Annotated in this window: 22 protein-coding genes; 6 read left to right on the top strand and 16 right to left on the bottom strand. The window is 67.7% G+C overall.

Features of this window, described 5'->3' with window-relative positions; all coding sequences use genetic code 11:
* Positions 1 to 25 precede the first annotated feature (25 nt).
* Entirely contained in the window at positions 26 to 424 is a 399-nt protein-coding gene (locus tag F3087_RS43795) for a hypothetical protein (protein ID WP_150408112.1), read from the bottom strand.
* Between the two features lie 835 nt (positions 425 to 1,259).
* On the opposite strand from F3087_RS43795, the gene F3087_RS43790 reads away from it, so the two are divergent.
* The 5 genes from F3087_RS43790 to galE all read left to right on the top strand — a co-directional run bounded on the left by F3087_RS43790 (position 1,260) and on the right by galE (position 6,212).
* Entirely contained in the window at positions 1,260 to 2,003 is a 744-nt protein-coding gene (locus F3087_RS43790; protein WP_223885804.1) for a tRNA-dependent cyclodipeptide synthase, read from the top strand.
* A complete protein-coding gene (locus F3087_RS43785; RefSeq protein WP_150408110.1) occupies positions 2,000 to 3,190 on the top strand; it encodes a cytochrome P450 in 1,191 nt (396 codons plus the stop codon). Before F3087_RS43790 ends, F3087_RS43785 begins: the two co-directional genes overlap by 4 nt.
* 221 nt (positions 3,191 to 3,411) lie before the next feature.
* Positions 3,412 to 3,726 carry a hypothetical protein gene (locus F3087_RS43780; RefSeq protein ID WP_223885803.1) on the top strand — a complete coding sequence of 105 codons (315 nt, stop codon included), beginning with the start codon at positions 3,412 to 3,414 and terminating at the stop codon, positions 3,724 to 3,726.
* A 124-nt stretch (positions 3,727 to 3,850) separates the two neighbouring features.
* The gene (locus F3087_RS43775; protein WP_150408108.1) at positions 3,851 to 5,086 is read left to right on the top strand and encodes a hypothetical protein; all 1,236 of its coding nucleotides are present in this window, start codon (positions 3,851 to 3,853) and stop codon (positions 5,084 to 5,086) included.
* 76 nt (positions 5,087 to 5,162) lie between these two features.
* A complete protein-coding gene (gene galE / locus F3087_RS43770; protein WP_150408107.1) occupies positions 5,163 to 6,212 on the top strand; it encodes a UDP-glucose 4-epimerase GalE in 1,050 nt (349 codons plus the stop codon).
* On the opposite strand, the gene F3087_RS43765 is transcribed toward galE, so the two are convergent.
* The 13 genes from F3087_RS43765 to F3087_RS43705 all read right to left on the bottom strand — a co-directional run bounded on the left by F3087_RS43765 (position 6,199) and on the right by F3087_RS43705 (position 21,928).
* Positions 6,199 to 6,891: a DUF4232 domain-containing protein gene (locus F3087_RS43765; protein WP_191094442.1), complete on the bottom strand. Its 693-nt coding sequence runs from the start codon at positions 6,889 to 6,891 to the stop codon at positions 6,199 to 6,201. The genes galE and F3087_RS43765 overlap by 14 nt on opposite strands.
* 215 nt (positions 6,892 to 7,106) lie before the next feature.
* Entirely contained in the window at positions 7,107 to 8,246 is a 1,140-nt protein-coding gene (locus F3087_RS43760; RefSeq protein WP_191094441.1) for an aminotransferase class V-fold PLP-dependent enzyme, read from the bottom strand.
* Positions 8,243 to 8,998 (bottom strand): amino acid ABC transporter ATP-binding protein, encoded by a 756-nt coding sequence (locus F3087_RS43755; protein WP_223885807.1) that lies wholly within the window; start codon positions 8,996 to 8,998, stop codon positions 8,243 to 8,245. Before F3087_RS43755 ends, F3087_RS43760 begins: the two co-directional genes overlap by 4 nt.
* A 71-nt stretch (positions 8,999 to 9,069) precedes the next feature.
* Complete coding sequence (locus F3087_RS43750) at positions 9,070 to 10,011, bottom strand: amino acid ABC transporter permease (RefSeq protein ID WP_150408103.1); 942 nt, start codon at positions 10,009 to 10,011, stop codon at positions 9,070 to 9,072.
* Positions 10,001 to 10,945 (bottom strand): ABC transporter substrate-binding protein, encoded by a 945-nt coding sequence (locus F3087_RS43745; protein ID WP_223885802.1) that lies wholly within the window; start codon positions 10,943 to 10,945, stop codon positions 10,001 to 10,003. The genes F3087_RS43750 and F3087_RS43745 overlap by 11 nt, the downstream gene beginning before the upstream one ends.
* A gap of 62 nt (positions 10,946 to 11,007) precedes the next feature.
* A complete protein-coding gene (locus tag F3087_RS43740; RefSeq protein WP_223885801.1) occupies positions 11,008 to 12,057 on the bottom strand; it encodes a LacI family DNA-binding transcriptional regulator in 1,050 nt (349 codons plus the stop codon).
* Between the two features lie 65 nt (positions 12,058 to 12,122).
* Positions 12,123 to 13,949 (bottom strand): glucosaminidase domain-containing protein, encoded by a 1,827-nt coding sequence (locus F3087_RS43735; RefSeq protein ID WP_150408101.1) that lies wholly within the window; start codon positions 13,947 to 13,949, stop codon positions 12,123 to 12,125.
* 18 nt (positions 13,950 to 13,967) lie between these two features.
* A complete protein-coding gene (locus tag F3087_RS43730) occupies positions 13,968 to 16,040 on the bottom strand; it encodes an eL24 family ribosomal protein (protein ID WP_150408100.1) in 2,073 nt (690 codons plus the stop codon).
* 54 nt (positions 16,041 to 16,094) lie between these two features.
* The gene (locus F3087_RS43725) at positions 16,095 to 17,414 is read right to left on the bottom strand and encodes a hypothetical protein (RefSeq protein WP_150408099.1); all 1,320 of its coding nucleotides are present in this window, start codon (positions 17,412 to 17,414) and stop codon (positions 16,095 to 16,097) included.
* A 13-nt stretch (positions 17,415 to 17,427) separates the two neighbouring features.
* Positions 17,428 to 17,970, bottom strand: a complete 543-nt coding sequence (locus F3087_RS43720) for a hypothetical protein (protein WP_150408098.1) — start codon at positions 17,968 to 17,970, stop codon at positions 17,428 to 17,430.
* Between the two features lie 21 nt (positions 17,971 to 17,991).
* Complete coding sequence (locus F3087_RS43715; RefSeq protein WP_150408097.1) at positions 17,992 to 19,242, bottom strand: hypothetical protein; 1,251 nt, start codon at positions 19,240 to 19,242, stop codon at positions 17,992 to 17,994.
* A complete protein-coding gene (locus F3087_RS43710; protein ID WP_223885800.1) occupies positions 19,242 to 21,659 on the bottom strand; it encodes a hypothetical protein in 2,418 nt (805 codons plus the stop codon). The genes F3087_RS43715 and F3087_RS43710 overlap by 1 nt, the downstream gene beginning before the upstream one ends.
* Positions 21,660 to 21,724: 65 nt before the next feature.
* Positions 21,725 to 21,928 carry a hypothetical protein gene (locus F3087_RS43705; protein ID WP_150408095.1) on the bottom strand — a complete coding sequence of 68 codons (204 nt, stop codon included), beginning with the start codon at positions 21,926 to 21,928 and terminating at the stop codon, positions 21,725 to 21,727.
* A 142-nt stretch (positions 21,929 to 22,070) separates the two neighbouring features.
* Here F3087_RS43705 and F3087_RS43700 point away from each other — a divergent pair, with 142 nt between their 5' ends.
* Complete coding sequence (locus tag F3087_RS43700) at positions 22,071 to 22,850, top strand: AfsR/SARP family transcriptional regulator (RefSeq protein WP_150408094.1); 780 nt, start codon at positions 22,071 to 22,073, stop codon at positions 22,848 to 22,850.
* Here F3087_RS43700 and F3087_RS43695 read toward each other — a convergent pair.
* A complete protein-coding gene (locus tag F3087_RS43695) occupies positions 22,791 to 24,509 on the bottom strand; it encodes a M1 aminopeptidase family protein (protein ID WP_150408093.1) in 1,719 nt (572 codons plus the stop codon). The genes F3087_RS43700 and F3087_RS43695 overlap by 60 nt on opposite strands.
* A gap of 35 nt (positions 24,510 to 24,544) precedes the next feature.
* Complete coding sequence (locus tag F3087_RS43690; protein WP_223885799.1) at positions 24,545 to 25,246, bottom strand: AfsR/SARP family transcriptional regulator; 702 nt, start codon at positions 25,244 to 25,246, stop codon at positions 24,545 to 24,547.
* Positions 25,247 to 25,275: the final 29 nt, after the last annotated feature.

Below are 25,275 nucleotides of genomic sequence, written 5' to 3'. Positions count from 1 at the left end.
GCTACCTCCATGGACAGCTGGAACCTTACGGCTTCTTCGGCCGGAAAGCGTCCACTGCCGAATCGTATGTGGAAATCGCAGCGGTGGTGGCGTGTTCGTTCTGCAGATACGCACGGCCGGCCGAGATGAAGGTCTCCAACATGTCGTTGACGACCTCGCGGTGCTTCGTCAGCGCGTACTTCAGCGAGGAGTCGCCATTGTTCGCGCGGTCGTTGTAGCGCTTGGCGAGGTCCGTCGCGTTCGGGAGGTTCGTGCCGAAGCCCTGGACGGTGGCGAGGTGATCGGCGTCGTTGATCGCCTTGTCGAGCTCGGTGATCATCTGACTGCACATCTTGGCGCAGTCCTGTGCGGCCTGCGGTTCCAGCCGGATGTAGTTGTCCTTGGCGGCCTTGGTCAGGCGGTCGAATTCGCTGGGGTCTGCCATCGGCTGGTCCTTCTACGACGGAACACGGAAACAGGGCGTCGGCGCAGCGCCGCCCGGGCGCTGGCAGCTATGGGCTGATTGCCACACCTATAGAACTCCCCACCCGACCTCGTACGCACTGGTTTCGTCATCATAACGGACGGCCGGTGCCCGTCCATGACCAAGGTTCAAGGGGCACGGCGGTGCGGATTCGACCGTTCCGAGCGGCATCGGGCGGTTGTTGCCCTGCGGCGCCGGCGCTCGAAGAGGGCCGAGTTCAGATTGCTGGCCCTTGGCCCGTTACTCAGTAAAAGGCCCGTGTGGAGCGCAGTGAGTGTCCGGCGACGGTTGTTCTCGGCCACTACTGCACGGTCGGTCGGTGCGTCCGGATCGGATTCCGCTGCTCGAACCAGTGCGTCGACCTCGTGCACCGGGCCAACCCTTGCTGATTTCGCTCCGGGCGGGTGGGCTATGTCGCGCGGCGCGTGATTCGAGCGCAGGGCCTCGCCCCTATGAACGTCCGGCGATGTTGCGGGGGTGCGCGGTTCGAAGCGGACGTCCGGCAGGTCCTGAGCACCTGTAATCGCCTACGATGCAAGAGATTTCGGCGACGCCGCGGCGCCTGTGCAGACGATGGCGGCCGGGTTTGCAACGGTGCGATCATGAGAATTCGGCGCGCGAGTAGGCTGTGGGCATTGGACCTCTCACCGTTGCCGAAGTGCGGTGGGTGCCGCGAGGATTTGTGGACTCGTGAGCGTCGCAGGGGGCCGGGTACGACGGCGTGCACCATTGCCTCGGCAGCGCGGGAATGAGCGGGTAATTCGGTAGATCACCCTTCGGCGAAAGGCGCGCAATCGTGACGTCGGCAACGCTCCCTGGATCTGCAACACAAGCACTGAAATCCATTGTCCAGCAGGGCTTTCTGGTTCAGCCATGCACTCCGCACTGTCAGGTCGTCCAGCGCGACGGTGACCACGCCGTCATCGGTGTGTCGCCAGGAAACAGCTACTTTTCCGCTCAGCGAATCCGGGATCTCGCGCGGTGGGGCCTGGCGCACTTCGATCGAGTCGACATCGTCTACACCGACGTGTATGTGGCCGAAATGTTCTCGGCGATGGGATATTCCGAGATCGAGGCGCGGCGCAAGGCGGACAAGAATCTGCGCGGTGTGCGCGCTAAAATCGTTGCGGCCGTTGACGATGCGGATCCGGCGGGACAGCGACTGTTCGCGCGAGCGATGTCGGACTTCCGGTCCAACGACGCGTACCGGGCCCTGCACGCGGATCTGCTCAGGCGATCGGCTGAGGACGAGGAATTCCGTGCGGTGTGCGCGGAACTGGTGGCGCGGTTCCTGTCCTCGAAAGCCCAGGACGGTGTCGCACCCACCCCGCGTCAGCACGAGGTGTGCCTCGACTACATCCGCGCCGAGGTCCCACTGTTCCTGGACACGCCCGCGATCCTCGGAGTGCCGTCGTCGCTGAACTGCTATCACCAACTGCTGCCCATGGCGGAACTGCTGTATGCGCGCGGATCCGGGCTTCGCGCGTCCCGCAATCAGGGACACGCCATCGTCACGCCCATCGAAGGAGGCGTCGCATGACGACCGTCGACATCCTGCCGGCGTTCCCGTTCTCCGCCCGTGGCGACCGAATTCCCCATGAGGTCAACGTCCTTCGCGAAACCACACCCGTACGCAAGGTGCGCACCCTCGCCGGTGACGCGGCTTGGCTGGTGAGCTCCTACGCCCTGTGCAAGCAGGTCCTGGAGGATCGCCGGTTCTCGTTGAAGGACACCTCCGCTCCTGGAGTGCCACGCCAGTACGCCCTCACCATCCCGCCGGAAGTGGTCAACAACATGGGCAATATCACCGGTGCGGGTTTGCGCAAGGCGGTGATGAAGGCCCTGAACCCGAAATCGCCTGGCCTGGAGGAGTTTCTGCGAACCACGGCCACGAGTCTGGTCGACACCCTCGTCGCCGAGGGTGCGCCCGCCGATCTGCGTAACGATTTCGCCGACCCGTTCGCGGCCGCACTGCACTGTCACATCCTCGGGATTCCGCAGTCGGATGCGCCGAGGTTGATGCGCAGTCTGCACATCGCGTTCATGAACTCCGCGGAGCCCATCGCAGCCGCCGAGCTCAACTGGAATCGGGACATCACGTACATGGTCGAGCGCCTCGACGACCCGGCCACCTCGGGGCTGATGGCCGAATTGGCGGCATTGCGCGACGATCCGGAATATTCGCACGTATCGGAACAGATGCTGGCCACCGTCGGAGTCACCATGTTCGGGGCGGGCGTTATTTCCACCGGCGGCTTCCTCACCATGGCACTAGTTTCGCTCATTCAACATCCGGAACTGAAAGCCCAGTTGCTGGCCGACCCGGCGTTGATACCCGCCGGAGTGGAAGAGTTGCTGCGCATCAACCTGTCCATCGGCGACGCGCTCCCACGACTGGCGACCGAAGACGTCGAGCTCGGCGACGTCCGGATCGGCAAGGGAGAGTTGGTGCTGGTGCTGGTGGAAGGCGCCAATTTCGATCCCGCCGCCTTCCCCGAACCCGAGACGGTCGATCTGAATCGCCCCAACGCCAGTGCGCATTTGTCCTTCGGCGGCGGTCAGCACTTCTGCCCGGCCACCGCACTGGGCCGCCGCCACGCCCAAATCGGCCTGGAAGTGCTACTGGACCGCATACCGGGCTTGGACCTCGCCGTGCCCATCGACCAACTCGTCTGGCGCACCCGCTTCATGAAACGGATCCCGGAACGCCTACCCGTTCTGTGGTAGCCGCCTGACCGGCGATCACCAGTTGCGGACCATCGCCGTAAGGCCGGGCCGAGATTTCGGCCCGGCCTTACGAGTGGCGAGGAACCCCGCCGATTCGTTCATGATCTGCTGACCGCATCCGATTCCTGGGACAAGCTCGTAATGCGAGAACTGAGGAGAGGACGATGAGTAGTACTACACCGATAGAGCCGAGGCCGCTCACGGAGCTCGAAACGAGCGTCGTGACCGAACTGCTGTCCGCCTCGGGCAAAGCCGGTGCTGGTGACTATCTGGCGCAGGTCCCGTTTACACAGGTCATCGGCACTTGGGGTGAGGGTTCCCCGAGCGTCGATCTGAGGGTTCCCGCTGGTGCGACAGCTGCCTCCGATTCAACAAGCGGAATCTTCATCGATGGAAGCGTCACCGACCGCAAGGGTGCACCGATCGGCGAAGTCATTCTGTGGGTCGAGGACGGAAGACTCAGCGCAATCGAGCACACCTGGTACACCGACGAACGCCCGAAGACGCTGCCCGACCCCTCGCGGATCGAGATTTAGAAAGCACTCAGCGATATCTGGGGGCGTGCGAGTACTGGTGCGTTCCTATACTTTTGGCCGCATGCTCAACCAGGGGTTCCGGCTGCGCGATCGTAGGGTGCGGGGGCCCTGGGGCCTTTATGCGATGGCTGCCACGATCGGGCTGCTGGTGTCCGTGGTCGTGTTGCGCACGCCGGCCTGCTATGTCTATGAGTGCCGAGAAGGGTTGGTGTCCTTCGGCTTCTCGGCGGGGTTGATCGTCGTCGGGGTGAGCGGCACGCTGGTCGTCACCGCGGTGTTGATCGATCGTGCGGCGCGCCTGGGGCGGCCGCAGTTCAAGTGGGCGAAGCTCGCGATGGCCGGAGTGCTCGTATCCTCGTGCAGCGGTGGGACACTCCTGGCGGTCGACGGGCCCGGTAAGCCGTCGCTGTTCCGGGAATCCAGAGACATCCAACGGGCGCTCGCTCAAATGCCTGGAGTTCAACGGGTTTCGACCGAAAGCGCCGCGAACTTCTCGGCGATTGTCGTGCTGACCGAGGAAGCGTCGGCCCAGCAGACCGCAGCGGTGATCGAGGGCTTCCGCGACCGGATAGCTGCCGCACCCGACTTCCGTCGGTGGCGCACGGATATCGAGTTCCGCCGACTCGATGATTCCTTCAAAGCCGGAAACGAGGGATTCGCCACCGCTGCGGCGCGCGCTGCCGAATGGCACGCCCTGATTCGTGCTTTTCCCGAAGCGCAGGTGGCGTGGACCTACAACTGGGCCTACTTCGCGGATATGTTCCTCGGACCGGGAGACCTGATCTCCGAGGGAACCTTCGGTGCGGGTGCTATCTCCCTGAAACCGTTGCGCACGAACGACTTCGATGCCATCGGCGCGGCATATCGGCGTCTGATCCGAGAGTTCCCCGATCTCGGGAGCGCGAAATGGGAGATCGGCTACTCGGCTCCGGCGCGGAGGCTGCTGCAGATGAACCACCGATACCCGACCGAAGCCGAGCTTTCCGCCTGGCAACGGCTCGGTGAGGATCATGACCCGCCCCGCGATGTGGTGATGTCTTCCGAATTCGCCCGCCCCTCGAGCTCTCCGACCGTACCCGGCGTAACCGAGCAGCTCCGGTCGGAGGATTTCGACGATGCCAAGGTCCTGGCCGAGAAGCATCTGCCGATCCTCGCCGAACTCCGCACGCCGATCGCGTACCTCGCGACGACATCGTCCACCGACTCGCTAGGTAGCAGTGGCGTTCGGTCTCTCTACAACGGAAACCAGCCGCCCTACGACCGGAGCGTGCAGATCACCGTCAGTGGTTGCGATCGCCATACCTACTACCATCGGAACCCAGCTGAGCAGGCGCTCGCGCTTCGGTACGAGAATTGCTGACAAGCAATACGCACCGATGAGCGTCGCCACCACCGTCGTTCGAACCGCACTGCCGCCCAAGGAGGATTCGACCACTGTGAAGCTGCTCGTTACCGGCGGGGCCGGATATATCGGCTCGGTCGTCGCCCACCAGCTCGTCGAGGCCGGCCACGAGGTCGAAATCCTCGACAACCTCTCCACCGGCTTCGCCGCCAATTTGGCTCCCGGCGCGCGGTTCCACGAGATGTCGGTGCATCAGGTCGCCGACATCCTGACTCCGGCCGCCCGGTTCGACGGGGTGCTGCATTTCGCGGCCAGCATCGAGGTCGCCGAATCGGTGGTCGACCCGGACAAGTACTGGCACAACAACATCGAAGGCTCCCTCGCGCTGCTGCGCGCGATCCGGGCCGCCGGCGTGCCGCGGCTGATCTTCTCGAGCACCGGGTCGATGTACACCGGCGACGGCGCCACCGCGTTCGACGAGACCGCCGAGGTCCGGCCCCGAAACCCTTACGCCGCAACCAAAGCCACCGTCGATCAGCTCATCACCGGCGCCTGCGGAGCCTCGGCCACGCTCGGCGCGGCCACCCTGCGCTACTTCAACGCCGCCGGCGCCGTCCGCGCGACCAGCGGAGCCCACCTGGGCGAGCGCCACGACCCGGAATCGCACCTCATCCCGATCCTGCTCCAAGCGGCGGGCGGGCAACGAGACACCTTCACGCTCTTCGGCACCGACTACCCGACCCCCGACGGCACCTGCATCCGCGACTACATCCACGTCTCCGATCTCGCCGCCGCGCACCTGCTCGCCCTCGATACCGTCGAGCCCGGCCGCCACGACATCTTCAATCTCGGTAACGGGCAAGGACATTCGAACCGCCAAGTGCTCGACACGGTGCGTGCCGTCACCGGAGTCGACTTCCCCGTCCGCATCGAAGGCCGCCGGCCCGGTGACCCCGCCGTGTCCATCGCCTCCAGCGACAAGGCGCACCGTGAACTCGGCTGGAAACCCCAGCGCCCCGACCTGGCCGACATCGTCGCCGACGCGTGGCAGTTCCATCAGGCCGTGGTCGAGACGGCGCTCGTCCAGAGCGCAGCAGGCCCGCGGCCGGCGGAAGGACCGGGAACTGTGCCTACAGCGGGGTGATCGCGCGGACGACGAGCATGTGCTGCGGACTCGGGCAGATCAGGTTGTCCCAAGGCAGCCAGAGTGATTCGGTGTTGTCGGGCGGGTAGACGCGCAGGGTGTTGGTGCGCAGGGCGGCGCACTCGTTGATCTGCTTGGGGTAAGAGATGAACTCGAATTGCGCTGCCGCGCCGGGTGCCAGCGTGACCGGGGCAGGCTGGGGCGCCTGCGGACCCTGGTCGCGGGTGGCGGGCTCGCCTACCGGATCGCCGGTGGGGCCGTTGGTTTGCGAGACGCCCGGGAACCCTTGCAGGACACAGGTTCGCGAGCTGGAGTTGATGAACCTCAGGAACCAGGTCCCGCCCACCTGGCCGCCGATTCCCTTGTCCAGGCGAAGCTGGGCGGTCACGCATTTCGGGGGCGCGGTGTCGGCGGGCGGCTTCGGCTCTGCGACAACGGTTTTGGTTGTGGGCACGCTAGGCGCGTCGGGCACACCGGGGGTGTCGGGCGCGGCGGTCGCCTCGGGCACGCTGCCGCCGGGCTCACTCGTGCGCCCCGGCTGGGTGGACGGTTCGGTTTGCGCCGAAGGTATCGGCGTTCGGGTGGGCGCCGGCCCGGGTGCCGAGTTCGAGTCGCAACCGCTTGCGGCGAGCGCGACGCCCGCCGCGAAGCCGGCGACCAGCAGTGATTTGATCCGCATGAGATCCCCTCCAATTGGTACCGCACCCATTCGGTATGCAAGCAGCACATCGAGGTGTACCAGTCGCCGTTACGTCCCGCGCCGGCGCGGATTCGGGTAATCGGCTGCGAATCAACGCGGTTCGCCGCGCAGTTGCCCGAAACCTCCTGCTCTGGGCACCTTCGGTCGAAGTGTTAACACCAAGCCGTGCGGACCGTGCCCCAGAAAGAGGGGGGTCACCAGGCCCCCTGGCGGCGTGACTCCCGGATCGTGGAAGTGACCGCCTCGATAGCTGCGTCAGTGGTAGTTGCGTGGACCGACAGCCGCACGGCGCCGGCGTGCACCGTGGCGGTGACGCCCCCGGCAGCCAGACGCTTACCCAGTTGTGCCGGTTGGTGATCGGCGAGCGCGAAAGCGAGGATCCCGGCACGGTGCGCAGGGTCGAGCGCGGAGCGGATCATCGGGTCGAGGGGGAGGAGCGCCTCGTGCAGCGCGTCGATCCGTTCGCCGATTCGGCGTTCGATCCAGGCCGGCCCGACGGATTCGACCAGTTCGAGCGCGGCGGCGAAGGCGGCATGATCGACCGGGCTGAGATTGGTGAGGGAAAATCGCGCGGCGCCGTGCGCATGCGGATGGATCAGCCCGTCGTAGTGGGTGGGATCCACGGCGCCGGTCCATCCCGACAACAGCGGATCGACCCGTTCCAGCGCCCGATCCGACAGCGCGAGAAATCCGGTGCCCCAACCGGCGCGCAGCCATTTCTGTCCACCGACCACGAGAATGTCGCACACCTCCCACGGTTGGGTGGTCACACCGAAGCCCTGGATGCCGTCGACGATCAGCAGCCGCTCGCCGATGACCTCCCGGATACCGGCGAGGTCGGCTCGATAGCCGGTGGCGAAGTCGACGGCGCTGACCGACACCGCCGTGGTGTCGGGCCGCAATTCCGCACGGATCCCTTCCGGCGTCATCCGGCCGCCGGGTGGAGCGAGCACGCGCAGCCGGAACCGACCGGCCTGGGCGGCGCGCGCCCAGGGATAGTGGTTCGCCGGAAAGTCGCTGCCGCTCACCAGAACCTCGCCGATCGCCGGCTCGAACGGGATGGCGAAGGCCGCCTGGAACAGCCCGGTCGAGGTGTTCGGCACCAGCACCACCGACGACGTCGCGAAGCCGGCCAGCCGCGCCACGGCCCGGACCGCTCGGTCGGTCGCGCTCATCAGCTCATCGACCGTATCCGGGCCTGCCATCGCACCGGAATGCATCGCCGTGGCGCTCGCGGCGACCACGGCCCGCGACGGGGGACCGTACCGCGCGAAATCGAGATAGCCTGTGGTTTCGCAGAATTGGGCCAGATACGCGGCCCGCGGATCGGTCACTGGTGCACCCGCGCCAGGAATTGGCGGGTACGGCTGTGCGCCGGATTGCCGATGACCTGCTCCGGCGGGCCCATCTCGACGACAACCCCCTGATCGATGAAAACCACCTGGTCGGCCACCTCCCGCGCGAAGGACATCTCGTGGGTCACGACGATCATGGTCATGCCCGCCCGGGCCAGTTCGGTCATCACGCTGAGCACCTCGCCGACGAGTTCCGGATCGAGCGCGCTGGTCGGCTCGTCGAACAGGATCAGCTTGGGCTGCATGGCCAATGCCCTGGCGATCGCCACCCGCTGCTGCTGTCCGCCGGAGAGCCGGCCCGGGTATTCATCGACTTTGTCGGCGAGGCCGACTCGATCGAGCAGGTCCTTTCCCTGCTGCCGCGCCTGCGCCACCGGCGTCCCCTTCACCCGGACCGGCCCCTCGATCACGTTCTCCAGCGCCGTGCGATTCGGGAACAGGTTGAACCGCTGGAACACCATGGCGATCTGAGCGCGTTGCTTGGCGAACTCACGCTCGCGCAACTCGTGCAGCCGGCCGCCGCGCAACCGGAACCCGATCGGGTCGTCATCTACCCAGATCTCCCCGGAATCCATCGACTCCAGATGGTTGATGCAGCGCAGGAAGGTGCTCTTGCCCGCGCCGGAGGGACCCAGCAGCACGACCACCTGACCGCGACGGACGACGAGATCGATGCCTTTGAGCACGTCGACGTCGCCGAACCGCTTGCGCACCGACACGGCCCTGACCAGAACGTCGGGATCTTCCTGCGTGGCTGCGCCCGGTGACGGCTCGGGTTCGGTTGTGCCCGTTGTTCGCTCGCTCATGGAGTGGTCCTGACCATCGGAGGGGTGCCGAGGGATCGCCCGATCCGCCGCCACGGTGTTCGGCCGCCATTCGAGCGGTCCGAGGCCGAGTACCTCCGTTCGAGGAAGTACTGGCCGACGCTGGCCACGCTGACCACGACCATGTACCAGATCGCGACCGTGAACAGCGTCTCCATCGGATTCAGGCTGTGCGAGGTCAGGTTTTGCGCGGCCTTGATCAACTCCAGGTATCCGATGACCGACGCCATCGAGGTTCCCTTGAGCATATTGATGAAGTCGTTGCCGGTCGGCGGGATGATCACGCGCATCGCCTGCGGCAGAATCACCCGCCGCAGCACCGTGCTGGGCGGCATGCCGATCGACTGGGCGGCCTCGACCTGCCCCTTGTCCACGCTGTTCAATCCGGCCCGCACGATCTCGGCCATGTAGGCGCTCTCGTTCAGCCCTAGCCCGAGCAGCGCGGCGACGAAGACCGTCATCAGGGTGTTGGCCGACTGGTCGAGCAGGGTGACGTCGACGAACGGGATCAAGATCGTGATGCGCGGAAAGATGAACGCGAGATTGAACCAGAGCAGGATCTGCAGCAGCACGGGCAATCCGCGGAACAGCCAGATGTAACCGCTGGCGAACCAGCGTGCGACCGGATTGCGGGAGGCCCGCATCAGCGCGACGACCACGCCGAGAACGATCGCTCCCGCCTGCGCGACGACGGCCAGGAGGATGGTATTGACCAGGCCCTCCAGGATGATGGGCTCGGTCAGCAGCGCGGGTATGGACGCATAGTCGATCTGGCCCTGCGACATCGCAAATCCGAGCGCGCCGAGGAGCACCAGGATGAGCACGCCGGATACCCATCGGCCCCAGTGCCGGAGGGGGACCTTGGGCAGCAGCGTGACCGCGGGCGCCTCGTCGCGGACCGTGCGGAGGTCACCCGGCATTGACCGTTACCTTCTGCAGCGCGCCCGAGGTGATCTGCCAGGCAGCCAGGATCTTGGTGTAGGTCCCGTCGTCGACAAGGGATTGCAGTGCTTTCTGCAATGCGTCGGTCAGCGCCTTGTTGTCCTTGGCCAGGCCGATCCCGTACGGACCGCCGTTGAGTGGCGCCTGATCGACCGTCTCGAAGAACTTTCCGTCGCCGGCGGTGCGGGAGATATACGCCGCGGACGGCAGGTCGTTGAGGATCACCGCGATTCGGCCGGACCGCAGCTGCTGCTGGTTCTGCGCGTCGCTGCTGGTGTCGGTGATGGTGAGGGCCGGCTTGCCCGCCGCCGTGCAGGTCGCGCTCTGCGACTTGGCGAACTCCTGCTGACTGGTTCCGGTCACCACCGCAATGGCCTTGCCGCACAGGTCATCCACCGTGTGGATCTTCTCGGGGTTGCCCTTGGCCACCATCATGGTGATGCCCGAGGTGAAGTAGTCCACGAAGTCGATCTTCTGCTGGCGCTCCTTCGTGTCGTTCATGCCCGCGATGGTCGCGTCGATGCGTCCGGTCTGCAGACTGGTGATCAGCGAATCGAAGGACATGTCGCTGTAGGCGACGTCGAGGCCGAGCTTCTTCGCGGCGGCCGTGATGAGGTCGACCTCGAACCCGACGGCCTTCTTGCCGTCCGCGCCGTAGAAGTTGTTCGGCGGCGACTGCACGTTCGAGCCGACCGACAGCGTGCCCTTGCCCTTGATCGCCGCGGGCACCTGGCCGGCCAGGGCCGGATCGCTCTGCACCGCGTTCACGATCGCGGAGTTGTCCGGGATCGCCGATCCGCCACCGTCCGAGCCCGCGGTGGACTCGCCGCCGCGGCAGCCCGTGGTCAACAGGATGCCGGCCAGTACGACCAGGGTTGAGTAGCGGCGCAGGCGCGCCGTCGGGTGGGTCACGGGATCTCCTTCGATCTGTGTTCGACGATGACTGTGCGGTGTTCGCCGCCCGGCCGGGCGGCTCATCGCCTGAGGTGCCCCGACTCCCGGACGATCAGATGAGTCGGGACGACGACCTGCCGCGGACTGCCGGTCCGCCCGCCGATGCGGTCGAACAGCATCTCGGCCGCGCGCGCCCCCATCAGCTCGGCGTCCTGGGCGACCGTGGTGACGGCGGGGCGCAGCAGATCGGCAAGGTCGAAATCGTCGAATCCCACGTAGGCGACCGACAATTCGGGAGCGGAGCGCAGATGGCGGATGAGCGCGAGGGTGGCCCGGTTGTTTCCGGTGACCACGGCCGTGACCGGTTCGGGCCCGCCGGCCCACCGCTGCCAGATCTCGGCCTGACTGCTCGGTGTGTGTAAACCCATGCCGACGAGGTCTGTCGCGTCCAGACTGTGTTCGCGGATCGCGGCGAGAAAGCCGTCGCGGCGACGGCCGGCCGTCCAGAAATGCTCGTCGTCGCCGAGGTAGCCGATCCGGCGATGGCCCGCCGCGACGAGATGCGCCACGGCCAGTCGCACGCCGCCTTCGTTGTCGGAGACCACCGAATCGAACTTCGCGCTCGAACTCGGCCGGTCGACGAAGACACATTTGGTTTCCGGGGCCAGCTCGGCCTCGAGCGCCACCTCACCGGCCAGACTGGCCGCGACGATCAGCCCGTCCACCCGGCGGGCGAGGAACGCACTCGTCAGTTTCGCGGCGCGCGCGGAATCACCCTGCGCCGATCCGGCCAGCAACAGGTAGTCCCGTTGTCTTGCCACCTGTTCGACGGCGGCCATGATCGTGCTGTAGAGGGGACCGGTCAGGTCCTCCATCACCAGGCCGATGCTCGCGGTGGCGTTGCCCTGCCGCAGAATTCGCGCCCCGTCGTTACGGCGGAAGCCCAGTTCGTCGATGGCCGACCGAACCCGCTGCGCCGTTTCCTCCCGGACACCGGGCTCACCGTTCACCACCCGCGACACGGTCATCAGCGAGGCGCCGGAGCGCCGCGCCACATCCGCCATCGTCGGCCAGCGCCGCCGCTCACCCTGCGCCGGAACGTCGCGCTCAGGGTCTGGTAACGTTACCATCGGACAAAGGTGACGTGTCGGAAGTCCTTTGTCAACCCCCCGACGGCTTCTTCTGACCGCCCGGCCTACGGAACTTTCTCGATCATTCTCATCACGCTGGTCAGCTTCGCGGCATAGCTGGGCTCGGTGGCGTAGCCGGCCGCCGCGACTTCGCGGGCAAAGGCGTAGGGATCGCCGGTGTGCGCGAAGGCTTGTGCGTAGCGCGGTTTGAGCAGCGTCTGTGCGTGGCCGTCGAACGACTGCACGGGGGAGTCGAAAGCGCGGAACCAGTCGCGGACGACATACTTGTAGCGGCCGTCCGGCCTCGGGGTCACGGAGATGATCTCCGGGTAGCCCCGCACATTCGGGGTGCTGTGCACCTCGGTAGTCACGCAGAGCTTCCGCTGGACGGCGGGCACACTCGGGCCCGCCTTGACGCCGAAGAAGTTGTTGCCGCATGCCTTTGCGCCCCAGCCGGTTTCGAGCGCGGCCTGGCCGAGGGTGACCAACCAGGGGATGCGACTGCGGGTTTCGTCCGCCTTCGCGTGCGGGCGGTACTTGCGGACGAACTCGGCAACGTGCGCGGGTACTCGACCGCTCGGCTTCGGCACCGGGCCTGGTTTCGGTGCCGGCTTCGGCGCCGGCGCGACATTCCCGCCGAGGCCGGGAACAGGTCCGGCGAACAGCGGACTCGGGGTCAGCGCGCCTTCCCAGCTGAGGTCGACGTGGATGTGGTCGGTGTGCGGATTGCTCCCGCCGTACGGCCGCCAGCCCTTGGCGCGGAACTGCCATCCCCACTGCCGGCGATTCCAAATGATGTACGCCACTTGGAGTTCCACCGCATTGGCCTGCAACCAGGCGATGTATGCCTCGGCCTGGGCGCGCTGCCCCGGGTCCGCCGCGTTCGCGGTCAGATCGATCGAACGACCCTCGCCGTGCAGTGACGGCGTGCCGAACGTGGTGGCGCGGCAGTTGAACGTCCCCGCGTGCCGGCCGGTCGATCGCTGCCATTGATTCGCCATCGCGCGGGCACCCGGCTGTTCCCCGGTCGCGCACTTGGTGAACGTGCCGCGCCGGACGACGCCCGCGGCGCGATCCGGCGTCCGAGTCGGTGTGGGCGTCGGCGTCGGCGTCGGAACGGGTCCGGGCCTTGGGGCAGCGCGGTTTTGGCGATACTGCCGGACATGCGCGAGCGCCGCCGCGTTGGCCTTGCCCGGCAGATAGGTCCAGGTATCGGGTCGCCCGCGGACATCGATGTGAGCGAAATTGCCCCCGACACCGAGCGCGATGTCGTTGCCGCAGGCGTCGATCGCGAGCTCGGCGATCTGCAACCCGGTGAGTCCGGCGATGGTGATGTCGGCGGCCTGTCCGCTGCAATGCCTGCTCAACGTCGGCTGCTGCCCGCGTGCGCGATAAACCGCCACGTTGTTCGCCCAGGAACGGTATCCCGAGCTGATCTTGACCGGCCGTCCCACCTTGTCCCGGATCGCTTGCAGGCAGCGGACCAGGGCCGGTGAGATCCGGGCGCGATCGGCGGGTCGGCCACCGCTGCTGACGAGTTCACCGACGGTGAAGTTCCGCGCCAGCTTCTGCTTGCGGACCGCGGGCCCCGTGTCATAGAGCGGGAAGCCGGTGTTGTTCGGATCCCAATGCTCTTGCCCGTGCGCCGACGGGCCCGGCCTGGCCACGAGGACGAGTCCGGACGGAAACGTCTCGCCCTCGAACAGAGTTTCCGCGCCGGAAAAGGTTTCGTCGAACTCGTGCTGCTCGACCTCGCCGGATTCCTCGGCTTCGTCCACCTCCGCGTAGCCGAACTCCCCGGAGCCGATGTCCTCGGAGTGGACCGGCTGATGGTCGTATTCGGCTGCGCCCGGGTAGTTTTCCTGGACCGGCCATTCGGCGACGGTGCTCATGACGCGGCTCCCCTCAGCTCAGTAGGTGTTCTGGTAGACCACATTGCGGCGCTCCCTCGGCTGGCGCACGGGTGCCGCCGCGCGCGCGTTGATCTCGGCGAGGGTGACCACGGCGCTGCCGCTGGTCCAGAAATTCTTCGCCTGTCCGCGGGCGACGAGCTCGACGCACGCCGCGTGCGCGCACTGGCTCACGCCGGCCCGGGCGGGATGGAATTCGTAGTAGTCGAGCATCGAGATCTCGAGCCGGGTGGCGGGCTTCTTGCGCCAATCCTTCGCCACCGGCGGAAGCACCCGCCATTGCACGCAGTCGATGGCGCCGTAGGCGAATTGCAGCTCGCTGTCGCGGTATTCGCTCTGTTCGATCCGCGTCATGCCGGAGGTTCCGCCCCGGGCGATCGACTTGCGGATCTTATCCCGCACCCCGGCCGAGCGCTTGATCATGTCGGCGACATCGATGGTGACCTCGGTGCCGCTCGCGCCGAGGAAGTGTGCGAACAGCCGGGCCGCGAGCGGGCCCGCGGCGATGACCCGCGCCATCGAGAACATCGCGACCTGGCGCGGATCACCGAACGCGCACGCGCAGTCGACGGCCGATTTCGCGTCGAGGCGATGGGTGGACAGGCTGCAGCTCTGCCGGAATCGCTGTTGCATCTCGCTCCACGGCGCCGCCGGCTTGCAGTCGTCCTGGGACGGCTTGCACGCTCCGAGGCCCCGGCTCGCGAATTTCGGCGGGCACTGCACACTCCGTGGACCTTCCTCCTCGAACGACTCGCGTTCCTGGTGCTGGCAACCGCACTCCTGCGACGTCGACTCACCGAGGTACTCCGCTGACTCCCAGGCGGTTTCGCCCCAGTACTCGCCGTCGCCCTCCTGCGGAGTCCACAGCTCGTCGGCGGATTCGCGGGCGACGATGCCGCCGCGCAGGTTCGCGGACGCGTCGGCCAGCAGCTGCCAGCCGAATCGGCGCGGAATATCATTGTGCGGCACTCGGGTTCGCTCGACCCGGAAGTTCGGCGACGCCGCGCCGCCGACCACCGTTGCCACCCGCTCGCTGGCCCGCGCGGTGCCCTCGCCGGGGCGATAGAGCACGCGCAGCGCACCGGTTCCCGTCGCCATGCGCTTGCGGGCCCAATCGATCAGCGCCTTCGGGTCGTTGTACAGCGCGTCGAAGGTGTGCACCTCGTCGGGATCGGTGTGGCCCAGAATGGCCATCAGCGCGGCACCGCCGCCGGAGTGGGCGGTCAGGATCAGCCGATTGCGCCGCACGGTGGTTCCGGTCGCGGCGCCGAACCGGGCCAGCGCGTCCTCGATCAATCGGTGCAGCGCACCGGGTTTGGTGAGCGCGGGGAACGTGTACCGTGCCGGGTTGCCCTTCGGCTGGTGATGGCCGCGCGGCAGGATGAGTAGCGTCGGGGCGGTCCGCCCGACAGTCGACGGGTTGGCCGGATCGGTGAAATCCAGTCCGCTGATCGGCTTCTTGTGCTTCACGATGTTCATCGCCGCGCCCTGCCCGGCGTAGCCGTGCAGATGGACGACGACATCGACCACCGACGGCTCGACCATGCCGTTCCACTCGAGCAGCAGATCCGGCGGTGTGCCCGCGTGCGAGCGCAGCAGCGGGTGGCGTTTGACGAGCAACCGGCCGGGCGTCACCGAGACCGGCTGGGCGTCCTCGTAATCCGCGTCCTCATAGTCCGCGTCCTCGTAATCGGCTTCTCCGTAGTCCGCGTCTTCGTAGTCGGCGTTCTCGAAATCGGCGGCCTCGTAGTCCGCGTCTTCGTGGTCGGTCTCGGCGTAGTCGGCAGCCTCGAAATACCCGGTCTCACTGTCGACTTCGAGGTCACCCTCCTCGTGGTCGGCGTCCTCCTGACCGTATTCGGCTCCGTAGGTGTAGGTTTCCCCGGACTCCGCACCGCCGTACCCGGTTTCATCCAGTTCGGTGTCGGAACCCTCGTTCTGCCAGCTTGTTTCGCCGTCGTATTCCGTGTCGCCCACGTCCTCGGCGAACACATCTTCGCGAGTGGGCCACCCGCCGGGGTCGGGCGTCGATTCGGGCGAGGCGAAGATCGACGATTCGGCAACAGTACTCATATCAGGCTCCCAATCGGTGTCGCGCGGTGGCGAACGACTCGGCGTCCCAACGGCTCAGAGCCGAGGGGCGACTCGTCGATGTCCGTTCGTCGCGGGCGCCGCCGGTGCGGTCGCGCCGGACAGCACGCCGGCGGGCAGCAGTTTCGCCGGTTGCGCGGAACGGACCTGGTTCGTGGTGCGGCGCATGGTGACCGCGAGGTCCTTGACCCGCTCCCCGGTCGCCGACTGCCACAGGTCGATGATTCGCGTCATCGTCTGCGCGGGCTTGGTCCCGGTCCCCGGCACGCCGGTGGAGCGGTAAAGCAGCGCGGCCTGGGGCTGCTCGTCGAACACGCCGAGCTCGATGGCCCACAGCAGCGGTGAGACCAGGGAGGCGAGTTCGAAGAGCTCGCGGGCCTGACGCGACGGTGCGACGCCGACCCGGGCCCCGACCGTCGCGAGCCGGTCGGCGGGATTGCCGCCGGCGACACCGGCGTTCGCGCTGAGGTCGCGCACCACCGCGCTTTCGTAGTCGACGGTGAGATGAAACCAGTTCAGCAGGCAGGCATAACTGAACTCTTCCCGGGACAGCATCCCGCCGAGGCGGCGCAGCCGCAGCATCTCCGCGAGCGTCTGGCACAGGTACCCGATGTAGCTCGCGTCGGTCGGATTCGAACCGGACGTGTTGCGCTCGTTCTCGATACCGAGCCAGATCTGGCGGAGCAGTTCGTTCCAGATCTCGATGAACCGGATGCTGCTCGCGGCCCCGGCATCTCGCTTCCAGGCCTGGCTGTCCGCGCCGGGCGCCGGATGCGGCAGATCGAGTCCGAACATGCGCCAGTAGGCATTTCGCCGGTTCACCCGGGCGTCCGGGCGCAGCTGACTGGTCAGGCCACCCACCCGGAACAGCGGCGGATCGCGGAAGAACAGTTCCTCGGTGGCGCGCACCCAGGTCATGGTTTCGACCGTCGGCGCGGGCAGCGTTTCGCCGACGACGTAGCGCCGCACCACCTCGGCGAAGATCTCCACGATGCCGGTGCTTTCCACCAGGTACGCGTAGAACATGTGGTCCCAGAGCGGCACCACCTGCGGGTCGTTGCTCGGGTTGTAGCCGAGCGGCGGAGTGAACGGCGGCGTCCCGGCCGGCCCGCGCACACCGGACCTGAACGATTCCTTGATGAGGTTGTCCGGGATCTGGGTCAGCTTGACCGCCGCCTGGTCGCCGAGCGGCACCGCGGTCGGGTTGAAGACTTTGGGCCAGGCGGTGATTCCGCCTTGCGCCCAGATCTCGTCCAGCCATCGGCTCAGCTGCTCGGGGTGGAATGTGAAGACCGCATCAGCCGGCGTGAGCCCGCCGGTGAGTTTGGGGAGCTGAGTAGCCAACTGTCGAAACATGGCGCTGCCTTCCTTAAAATGCTTGCGGCGAGTCGGAGTACACGGCGACCCTGGAATCGGAGCCGGAGGTGTCGATCGGCACGTACGTCACGAAGCTGACGAGCCGGACGCGCTCGTCGCAGTCCTGGATCTGCACCGCGATCGCCTCATCGGCATGGGGGAGTCTGAACGTCGGTCGCTGCTCGCAGTCCGCACCGTTCCCGCCGTCTCGGCTGTCCTGGTCGTAGATCTGGACGAGGACCGCGGGAAGGCGGTTGCCGCGGTAGATGGCGACGACCCGCTCCGCGTAGTGCGGCAGCGCCCGTTTGAATACCAACCGGCTGTGCGGCACATCGACCTGGGCGGGCAGCGCCTGCGTCGCCGGCCCTTTGGCCGAGAGGTTGCGTGATTGCAACGCGTACTGCAGCTCCGAGAAGATCGACAGCGTCAGGTCGTTGCCGTCCTCGAGCGTGTTCGACGGGGTGCTGTCCGGCGGCCGGTACTGCTGAATTATGGCGGTGCACAACTGGATCAGCTGATCCACGTTCGCGGGCCCGTTGCCTGGCTCGTTATCCATGTCGGTCTCCTATCTATCCGTTCAGGCGGCGAGTCGGTCGCCGCCACCCATCCGTCGCAGCCAGGTCTCCATTGCCGATGGCGCGGTGGATGATTCGAGACCGCGCAATACGGTCAGCGCCAGAATGCGCATCGGCTCGACCCGTTGCAGGTAGGTCGAGGTGTAGAGCGATTCGCCCGCGCGATCGGCCAGCCGGGTGAGCTCGTTCGGCGCCACCCGCCGCGGGTCGGCCAATGCCGAGAGCGGCACGCCGTGGAAGGCGCGCATCGGCACCCGGGTGCACACGTCGGCGATCGCGGGCAGCAGCGGCATGCTCGCCGCGACGATCGCCGCGACATCCGAAGGCGCCTGTGCGAGTGGGTGTCTGGTCATCCAGCGGGTCGCCAGCGCGTCCCACGGTCCGGCCCCGAACCAGGCCCGGCACAGCGCCGCGTTGAACTGCACCCGCAGCGCCGAGACGGGGTGCGGGTCACCGAAGGGCATCCGGTACACCTGGCTCGACGGCCCGTCCACGACGGTCGCCAGCGCGGGCACCGGTGCGTAACCGAGCAGGCAGAACGCGTAGACATCGGCCGCCACCTCGGAGGCCCAGCTCTGCCACGCCTCCGCGGCGACGGGGCTGTGCGGTGCGAGCGCGGTGTGCAGGGCGGCCGCCAATTCCTTTGTCCAGCCGGTCAAATGGGCGACTTGATGACCGGTCTCGTGTACCAGCGAGGTCGGCTGCCAGAGATTGTGGCGAGTGATCTTGATGGCGGCGGCGGGGGACAGCGAGGCGTCCCAGAGCCGGGCGCCGGCCCGCAGAATCGAGGCGCCCATCCCTTTGTCGAGGTAGGTCAGCACCGAGGGCGTGTCGATGCCCAACGGCCGCAACACCTGATCCATGCTGTGCACGGCCAACGCGTCCAGCCCGCGCAGCACCGCGGCGATGCGCGGATTCGTCCGGGTGTTCACCGCGTCGCAGTAGAAGTCGACGACGGCCTCGGCGCGACTGTAGCGGCGCCGCAGCCGGAGTAGCTCCGCGCGTGCGGTTTTCAGGTCGTTCGGCGTGGTCGCGCCCTTGATCGTGAAGAGAGTGCGATCGGCCTGCGCGGTGAGCCTGCGCGCCTGGCCGCTGAGGCTCGCCCGGACGCTGAGCCCGAGATAGGACTCGAGCTCACGCCAGGCCGCCGGCGACGCGCTGACCTCGAGGTCACCCAGCGCCGCGCTGGCGCGCCGCCAGTGCCTCGCCTCGGTGGCGAGAGCGGCTGTCTCGGTGGCGAATCGGGCGTCCATCACTTCAGTCCTGGGGTTGCGACGACTTCCGGGGCCGGGATCTGCGCCGAATCCGGCTGAATGCCGGTGAAGGTCACCGACAGCGTGACCCCGTCGGCCGGATCGGCCACGGCGGCGGCGAATTGAGCGCCGCGCTGCGCGAGATAGGTGGCGATGCCGGTGCTGGTCGCGGCGGTCAGCTCACCGGCCAGCTTGGCGGCGGCGGCCGGGTCGGTGACCACGGTGGCCTTCAGCAGCCGTCGGGCGATCCGATACTGCAGGCGGGGCAGGAAGATCTCGCGCAAGGCCGACAGCACGGCGGGCAGGTCGCGCTGCCCCGCGGGTGCGGCCCGGTGCAGGCGGGCCTGCAGACCGCGAGCTCGCCGCTCGGACAGCTTGATCACGATGGCCATCCGCTTGGTCGCGGGATCCCAGCGCACCGTCGTGAGCCTGCGTGGCCGACGGGCCTTGCGACCGGGCATTTTCGCGACCCGGACCCGGAAGTACCGCTGACCGGGCACGGGCCGGTAGGCGCCCGGTCCGGTCCCGACCGTCCGGCGGCGGCCCAGCGCGGGTTCGCGAAGCAGCAGTCCCGCGGCCTCCGCGGTGAGCGGCTGGAATTCGTCGGCGCCGGGTTGTTCTGCGGCAGGCAGGGTTTCGTCCCGGGTGAGGTGTCCGAGCAGGGTGCCGGGCAGCGTCTCGTAGAGGTCGATCTCGGCCTGCACCGGCCACCGGTCGACGCCGCGGTCGAGCAGATAGGTCTCCAGCGTGCCGCCGTCGTTCCAGCGCACCGCCCGCGCGACCTGCCGCGGGATCGGCATCGCGAAAACCCTGGTGTACTTGCGGAATCGGTAGCGCGGCCTGGTCGAGCGCGGCATCATCACCCAGAAGCCGCCCTCCTCGGAGGTCTCGCGTTCCGGCAGATCGGCCCGCAACAGCCGGTCCGGCAGGTAGGCGGCGGCGGACTCGGCGAACGCGCGCTGCACCGCCGCACTGACCTGCAGGGGATCGGTGAACGCCGCCTCGGGCAGCTCGTCGAGCACCCGGGTGACCGTCGCCTCGACGGCCGAGGCCAGCGCCTCGCCGGGAATCGTATCTTCTTCCTGCCCAGCGGTTTCCAGGCCGAGCGCGGTGAACCCGACGCCGACCACCGCCCGGGCGATCATGACCGACGGGTCCTGCCCGGCGATCTTCCCGATGGTGCGCGCGGCTTCGGGACCGACCATCCCCTTGATCAGCTTGGCCAGCGGCTGCGCGATCAGATTGACCAGTTTCGCCCGGGCGCCGGTGACTTTCAGGCCCAGCTTGAGCAGCGGCCGGATGGCCAGCACCGCGGGCACGAACTGCTCGATCTCCGCGATCGGCTCCTCGGATCCGGTGTAGGCGCTCAACTGTGCCGCGAGCCGGGCCCGGGCGTCGTCCAGCTCGGCCACCGTATTGTGTTCGGGCTCTTCGGAATCCGCCTCGTCGAACTCTTCGGCGCCGGCCTCGTCGGTCTCCTCGGCGGTGAACATCGCGAAGAGCTCGTGGTCGAATGCCTCGGCCATGGCTGCCGCGGTGCCGAATTCGTCCGCGCCCTCGTCGGCCTCGTCCGCCGATTCGTCGGCGGCCTCGCCGATACCGAGACGCTTCGCCAGGATCGGGACCAGCGGGCGGATCTCGGCGGGCAGGATCCGGGTCAGTGGGTTGAGCAGCTTCTTGACGACCCCCTTGAGCAACGAGAGCCCGATCTTCTTCAGCCGCTCGAGAATGGGGCCGATCAGGTGCTTGCCGATGGTCTGCAGGCCGCTCTTGATCGTGTTCAGCCCACTCTTGGCGATGCCGATGACGCCCTTGACCGGATTCTTCACGAACCCGATCGCCTGCCGGACCTTCTGCTTGATGACCGACTTGACCTTGCGCACGATCTTGCCGAGAAAGTTCTCGAACACCTCCGACCCGAGCGCGGCCGGGGTCTCCAGCGAGTCGAGCAGCTCGTCGAGCTCCTGCTCGGCGAGGCCGTGCAGATCGGCGTTCTCCAGGCCGCTCGCGAAGCTGTCGATCGCGCGTTCCCATTCGCTGATCAACGGGGCGATCCACTCCTGCAGCGATTCCCGGCATTCGGACTCCGACGGCGTCATCGACCACTGCTGGGCATCCGCGAGCGCACGGGCGGCGCCCTCGTCGAGCAGCTGCTCGAGCGCCTCGGTGAACTCCTCGTCGTGCAGCGCCTCCAGGAACTCGGTGGCCAGCTCCGACTGCTCATCGGCCTCGGAGTAGGAGTGCTCCCCGAAGGGGGACTCGGTGAACGAGTAGCTCTCGAACGGCGACTCGTCGAATGCGGCCGTCGGTTGTTCGGCCGCTTGATCCACCGCCTCGCCGAAGGGCGACAGCCCGGAGAACGGCGAGACATAGTCCTCGGTATCACCGCGAGACTCGGTGTATGAGTCACTGCGCATTGTGGTCACCTCCGCAAACGACGGGCGTTTCGCGTCACTGTGCGGGACCGTGGTGTGCGCAAACGTCAACGCTTTGTCTCGTCGGACGCCGCATCCGTCCGCAGCTCGCCGAGCAATTCGCCGATGTGCGCCAGCGAGGCATCGATATCGGCGAAAACCCACTCCTGACCTGAGCCGAGATCGCCGGTACCGGTCAGCACCCGGATGATCAGTCGGCCGCGGTCACGCCAGGCCCGCACCACGATGGTCTTGCTCTCCGGTCCACTCACCGGACCACGGTCGCGCGTGGCCGTACCAGCTGCCGTCAATGCCGCGTGGGCGGTGTTGACGCGGTGTTGACGCGCGCGCAGCGCGGGCTCGGCACGCTTGCTCGACCGGCCAATTCCCGGCCTGGGACGGAGGGATGATTCGATGCGGCTCGCCATCTGCTTGCTCGGTGGATTCGCGCTGCGGGTCGACGCGAGCCATGTTGCGCTGCCCCAGCATTCGCGCCGGGTACTGGCATATCTGGCGCTGGACCAGATCGCCGAACCCGATTGCGACCGCGGGGTACTCGCGGAGCGGTTGTGGCCCGACGCGACCGTCGACCGGTCGCGCGCCAGCCTGCGGACCGCGCTGTGGCGGATCCGGCAGGCCAGTCCGGTACTGGTGCGCGGGGAGGGTGGCCGGGTGCGGCTCGGTGCCGAGGTCGAGGTCGACGTGCACGAGTTCCGCCGCAACGCCGAGCGGATGCTGGCTGAGCAGTGCGACTGCCCGCGCGACCGGGCCGCACTGCTCGCCCGCACCAACGATCTGCTGCCGGGCTGGGACGAGACCTGGCTGCTGCTGGCCCGGGAACAGTTGCGGCAGATGCGGTTACACGCGCTGGAGGTGGACGCGCGCAAGCTCGCCGAGCAGGGGCGCTACCCGGAGGCGATCGATGTGATGCTGGCTGTGGTCGCCGAGGAGCCACTGCGTGAGTCGGCACAGGCGGCTTTGATCGAGGCCCACCTGTGTGAGGGCAATGTCGTGGAGGCGCGCAGGCAGTTGGGCATGTTCGCGGACCTGCTCTGGACCGAGCTGAGCATCCGTCCGTCGCCGGAATTGTTCGGCCGGGTCGGCATGGTCGCGCCGCCGCCGCCCACCCCGCGCTCAGTCAATGGTCATGTCGCGCTGGGCAATCGACGCCTGCTCCCACACGTGCGTGCCTGACGCCGGATGCGAGCGGCGGGCGTGCACCGACGCGAGCACGGACACCCGGGCGCCGTGGGCGGGCACCAGTGCCGCCGGCCAGTGCGCGGTCACCGTGCGCCAGCGGCCCGGTGCGAGCTCGAAACCCACCGTCGCCGTCTGCGCGGGGAAGAAGTCGGCGGGGTAGGTGGGTGCGGTGGTCGTCGTGGCCCGGACGGCGAAGGTCACGACGAAATGGCGGCACGGTCCGGCCGTCGCGCGATTGCGCACTCGGGCGTGAATCCAGTTGTCCTGTCCGGCCTTCGGATTCGCGTGGGTGGCGACGCCGTCGTCGGCGCGGCGGACCCACAGGGCCGGCGTCGCCACGAATTCGAGACGTGCGTCCGGCGTCGACTCGGCGAAGCCGTAGACGAATCGGTGAAAGGCATCGACGAGATCCGTTGCACCGGAGCCGGAGACGAGGTGCGCTGCCAAATCGGCTGTGCTGACCGGCGTTCCACGACCCGCCCGGTACAAACCCGCCATCAGTGTGCGCAGCGGGGCCGCGCCGATCCGGTCCGCGACACCGCGGAAGAAGCGGCTGCCCTCGTCGTACGCCGACACCGGGGTGGTGCGCTGGAACGGCCGCCGGGAGCAGAGCTGCACCGGCGGCCGGGTGAAATCGAAACGCTCCGTGCGGGTGTCGCCGTCGTCGCGGAAGCTGGTGTACGCCTCGTCCCACCAGCCGTCGGTCTGCGCCGCCGGGCTGATACCGCGAGCGAACCACGAGTGGAACACCTCGTGGCCGAGCGCGCCGGCCGCGGTGGTCGCGCCGCCCGCGTATTCCATGCCGCCGTCCGCGCCGTGGAAGAAGCAGACGAACCGGCTGCCGAGGAAGTCACCGAAGCTGGTCTCGTAATCCGCGAGCAGTGTGCCGACGCGGGCATTCAGCGCGGGCAGATTCTCTTGACCGCCAACCGGTTTCCAGGTCTCCACCACCACCGATCGCCGCGACACCGGCAGCACGACGGTCGATGAGCGCAGCACGACCGCGTCGGACGGACGGAGCTCGAGCAGCGCCGACATCGTGGTGAACCAGGCCGGGAAGCGCACGGTCCAGGCGTTCGCGCCGACCACGGTCGCCGTGCCGTTGGTGATCAGGGAGTGCGCGACCGTGGTTGCGGTGAGCCGCAATTCGAGCGTCCACGGGAACTGGTCGAAGGGCAGGTTCGACGGAAACCAGGCCTCGAGATAACGCCCCGCGTACAGATCGGACATGCCGAACGACCAGCGAAGCCCACCGTGCACCCGGCGCAGCACCGGCGGATAGGCGCCGCCGAGGTCGGCGTCCGGCGTCGCCAGCCGATAGGTCACGACCAGCCGGTGCGCCGATCCGGCGGCCTGCGGGACGCCGATGACCCGGATCGAACTGTGCCGGCCGGCGCCGGTATCGCGTGCCGCGATCTTCGCCGGGTCGAGCCGCGTCCCGTCGAGCCGGCAGGTCTGCACGGTTTGCCGGAGGTCGAAGATCGGCGATCCGGCGTGCGGACCGACCACGTAGTCGACCGTCGCCTCGACCGTGCCGTCGCCGGTCGCGGCATCCAGGGTGACGACCGCGCGCAGTTCCCGGATGTGCATCGGCACCGCGCGCAGCCCGCCGATCTGTGTCGGAGGTGGCGCGTTGGTGAAGTCGGCCGACATCACGTCAGCATGCGACGGCCCCGTGCCCGGGAGCGTCAATATCGCGTAGTCGCGGCGAACGCGGGCAGGCCGACCCGGTGGCCGAGCTCGGTGGACGGGCGCAGTTTCAGTTCGCGCCACAGGGTCGCCGCGAACCGGTCGAACTGCCTGCGCGCCTCGGCGGCATTGCCCTCGCCGAGATGGGCGTCGATGAGAATCGCCTGGGCCGATTCGCGTAACGGCTCCTCGGCGACAACATGCAGGATCAGGTCGATGGCCTGCGGATACCGTTGCTGCTCGCAGTACCTCCGCGCGACCGCCTCCAACGTGTGCAACCGCAGCAATCGCACCTGTTCCCGGAACAGCAACAGCCAGTCCTCGTCCCAGCCGGGCAGTAGCTCGACCGCGGTGCACAGCATCCGGATATTCGCGGGTGAGCAGTCGGCGCCCGACAGCATCGCCTCCGCGCGCTGCCGGAAGCGATCGACGTCGACCGCGACGTAACCGGCCAACCGCACGCGTTCGGCATCCCCGGCCAGCAGCTCGGGCCCGGCCCGCCGAATCCGCCACAACGCCGTGCGCAGGCTGGCCGCGGACCGCTCCGCCGACGAGTTCTCCCACAGCCGCTCCGCGAGCACCTGCCGCCCGCAATCCGCCCCGGTCATCCGGTGCAGCGCGAGGTAGGCGAGCACCCGTTGGGCATGCAGCGGGAGCACGATCTTCCGCCCGCCCTGTTGCAGCTCGAACCCCCCGAACAACGAGACCTGCGAAGTCGGCCGCGGCCCCT

The organism is Nocardia colli (assembly GCF_008704205.1).
GTDB lineage: Bacteria > Actinomycetota > Actinomycetes > Mycobacteriales > Mycobacteriaceae > Nocardia > Nocardia colli.
This window is presented reverse-complemented; position numbering and strand designations above follow the sequence as displayed.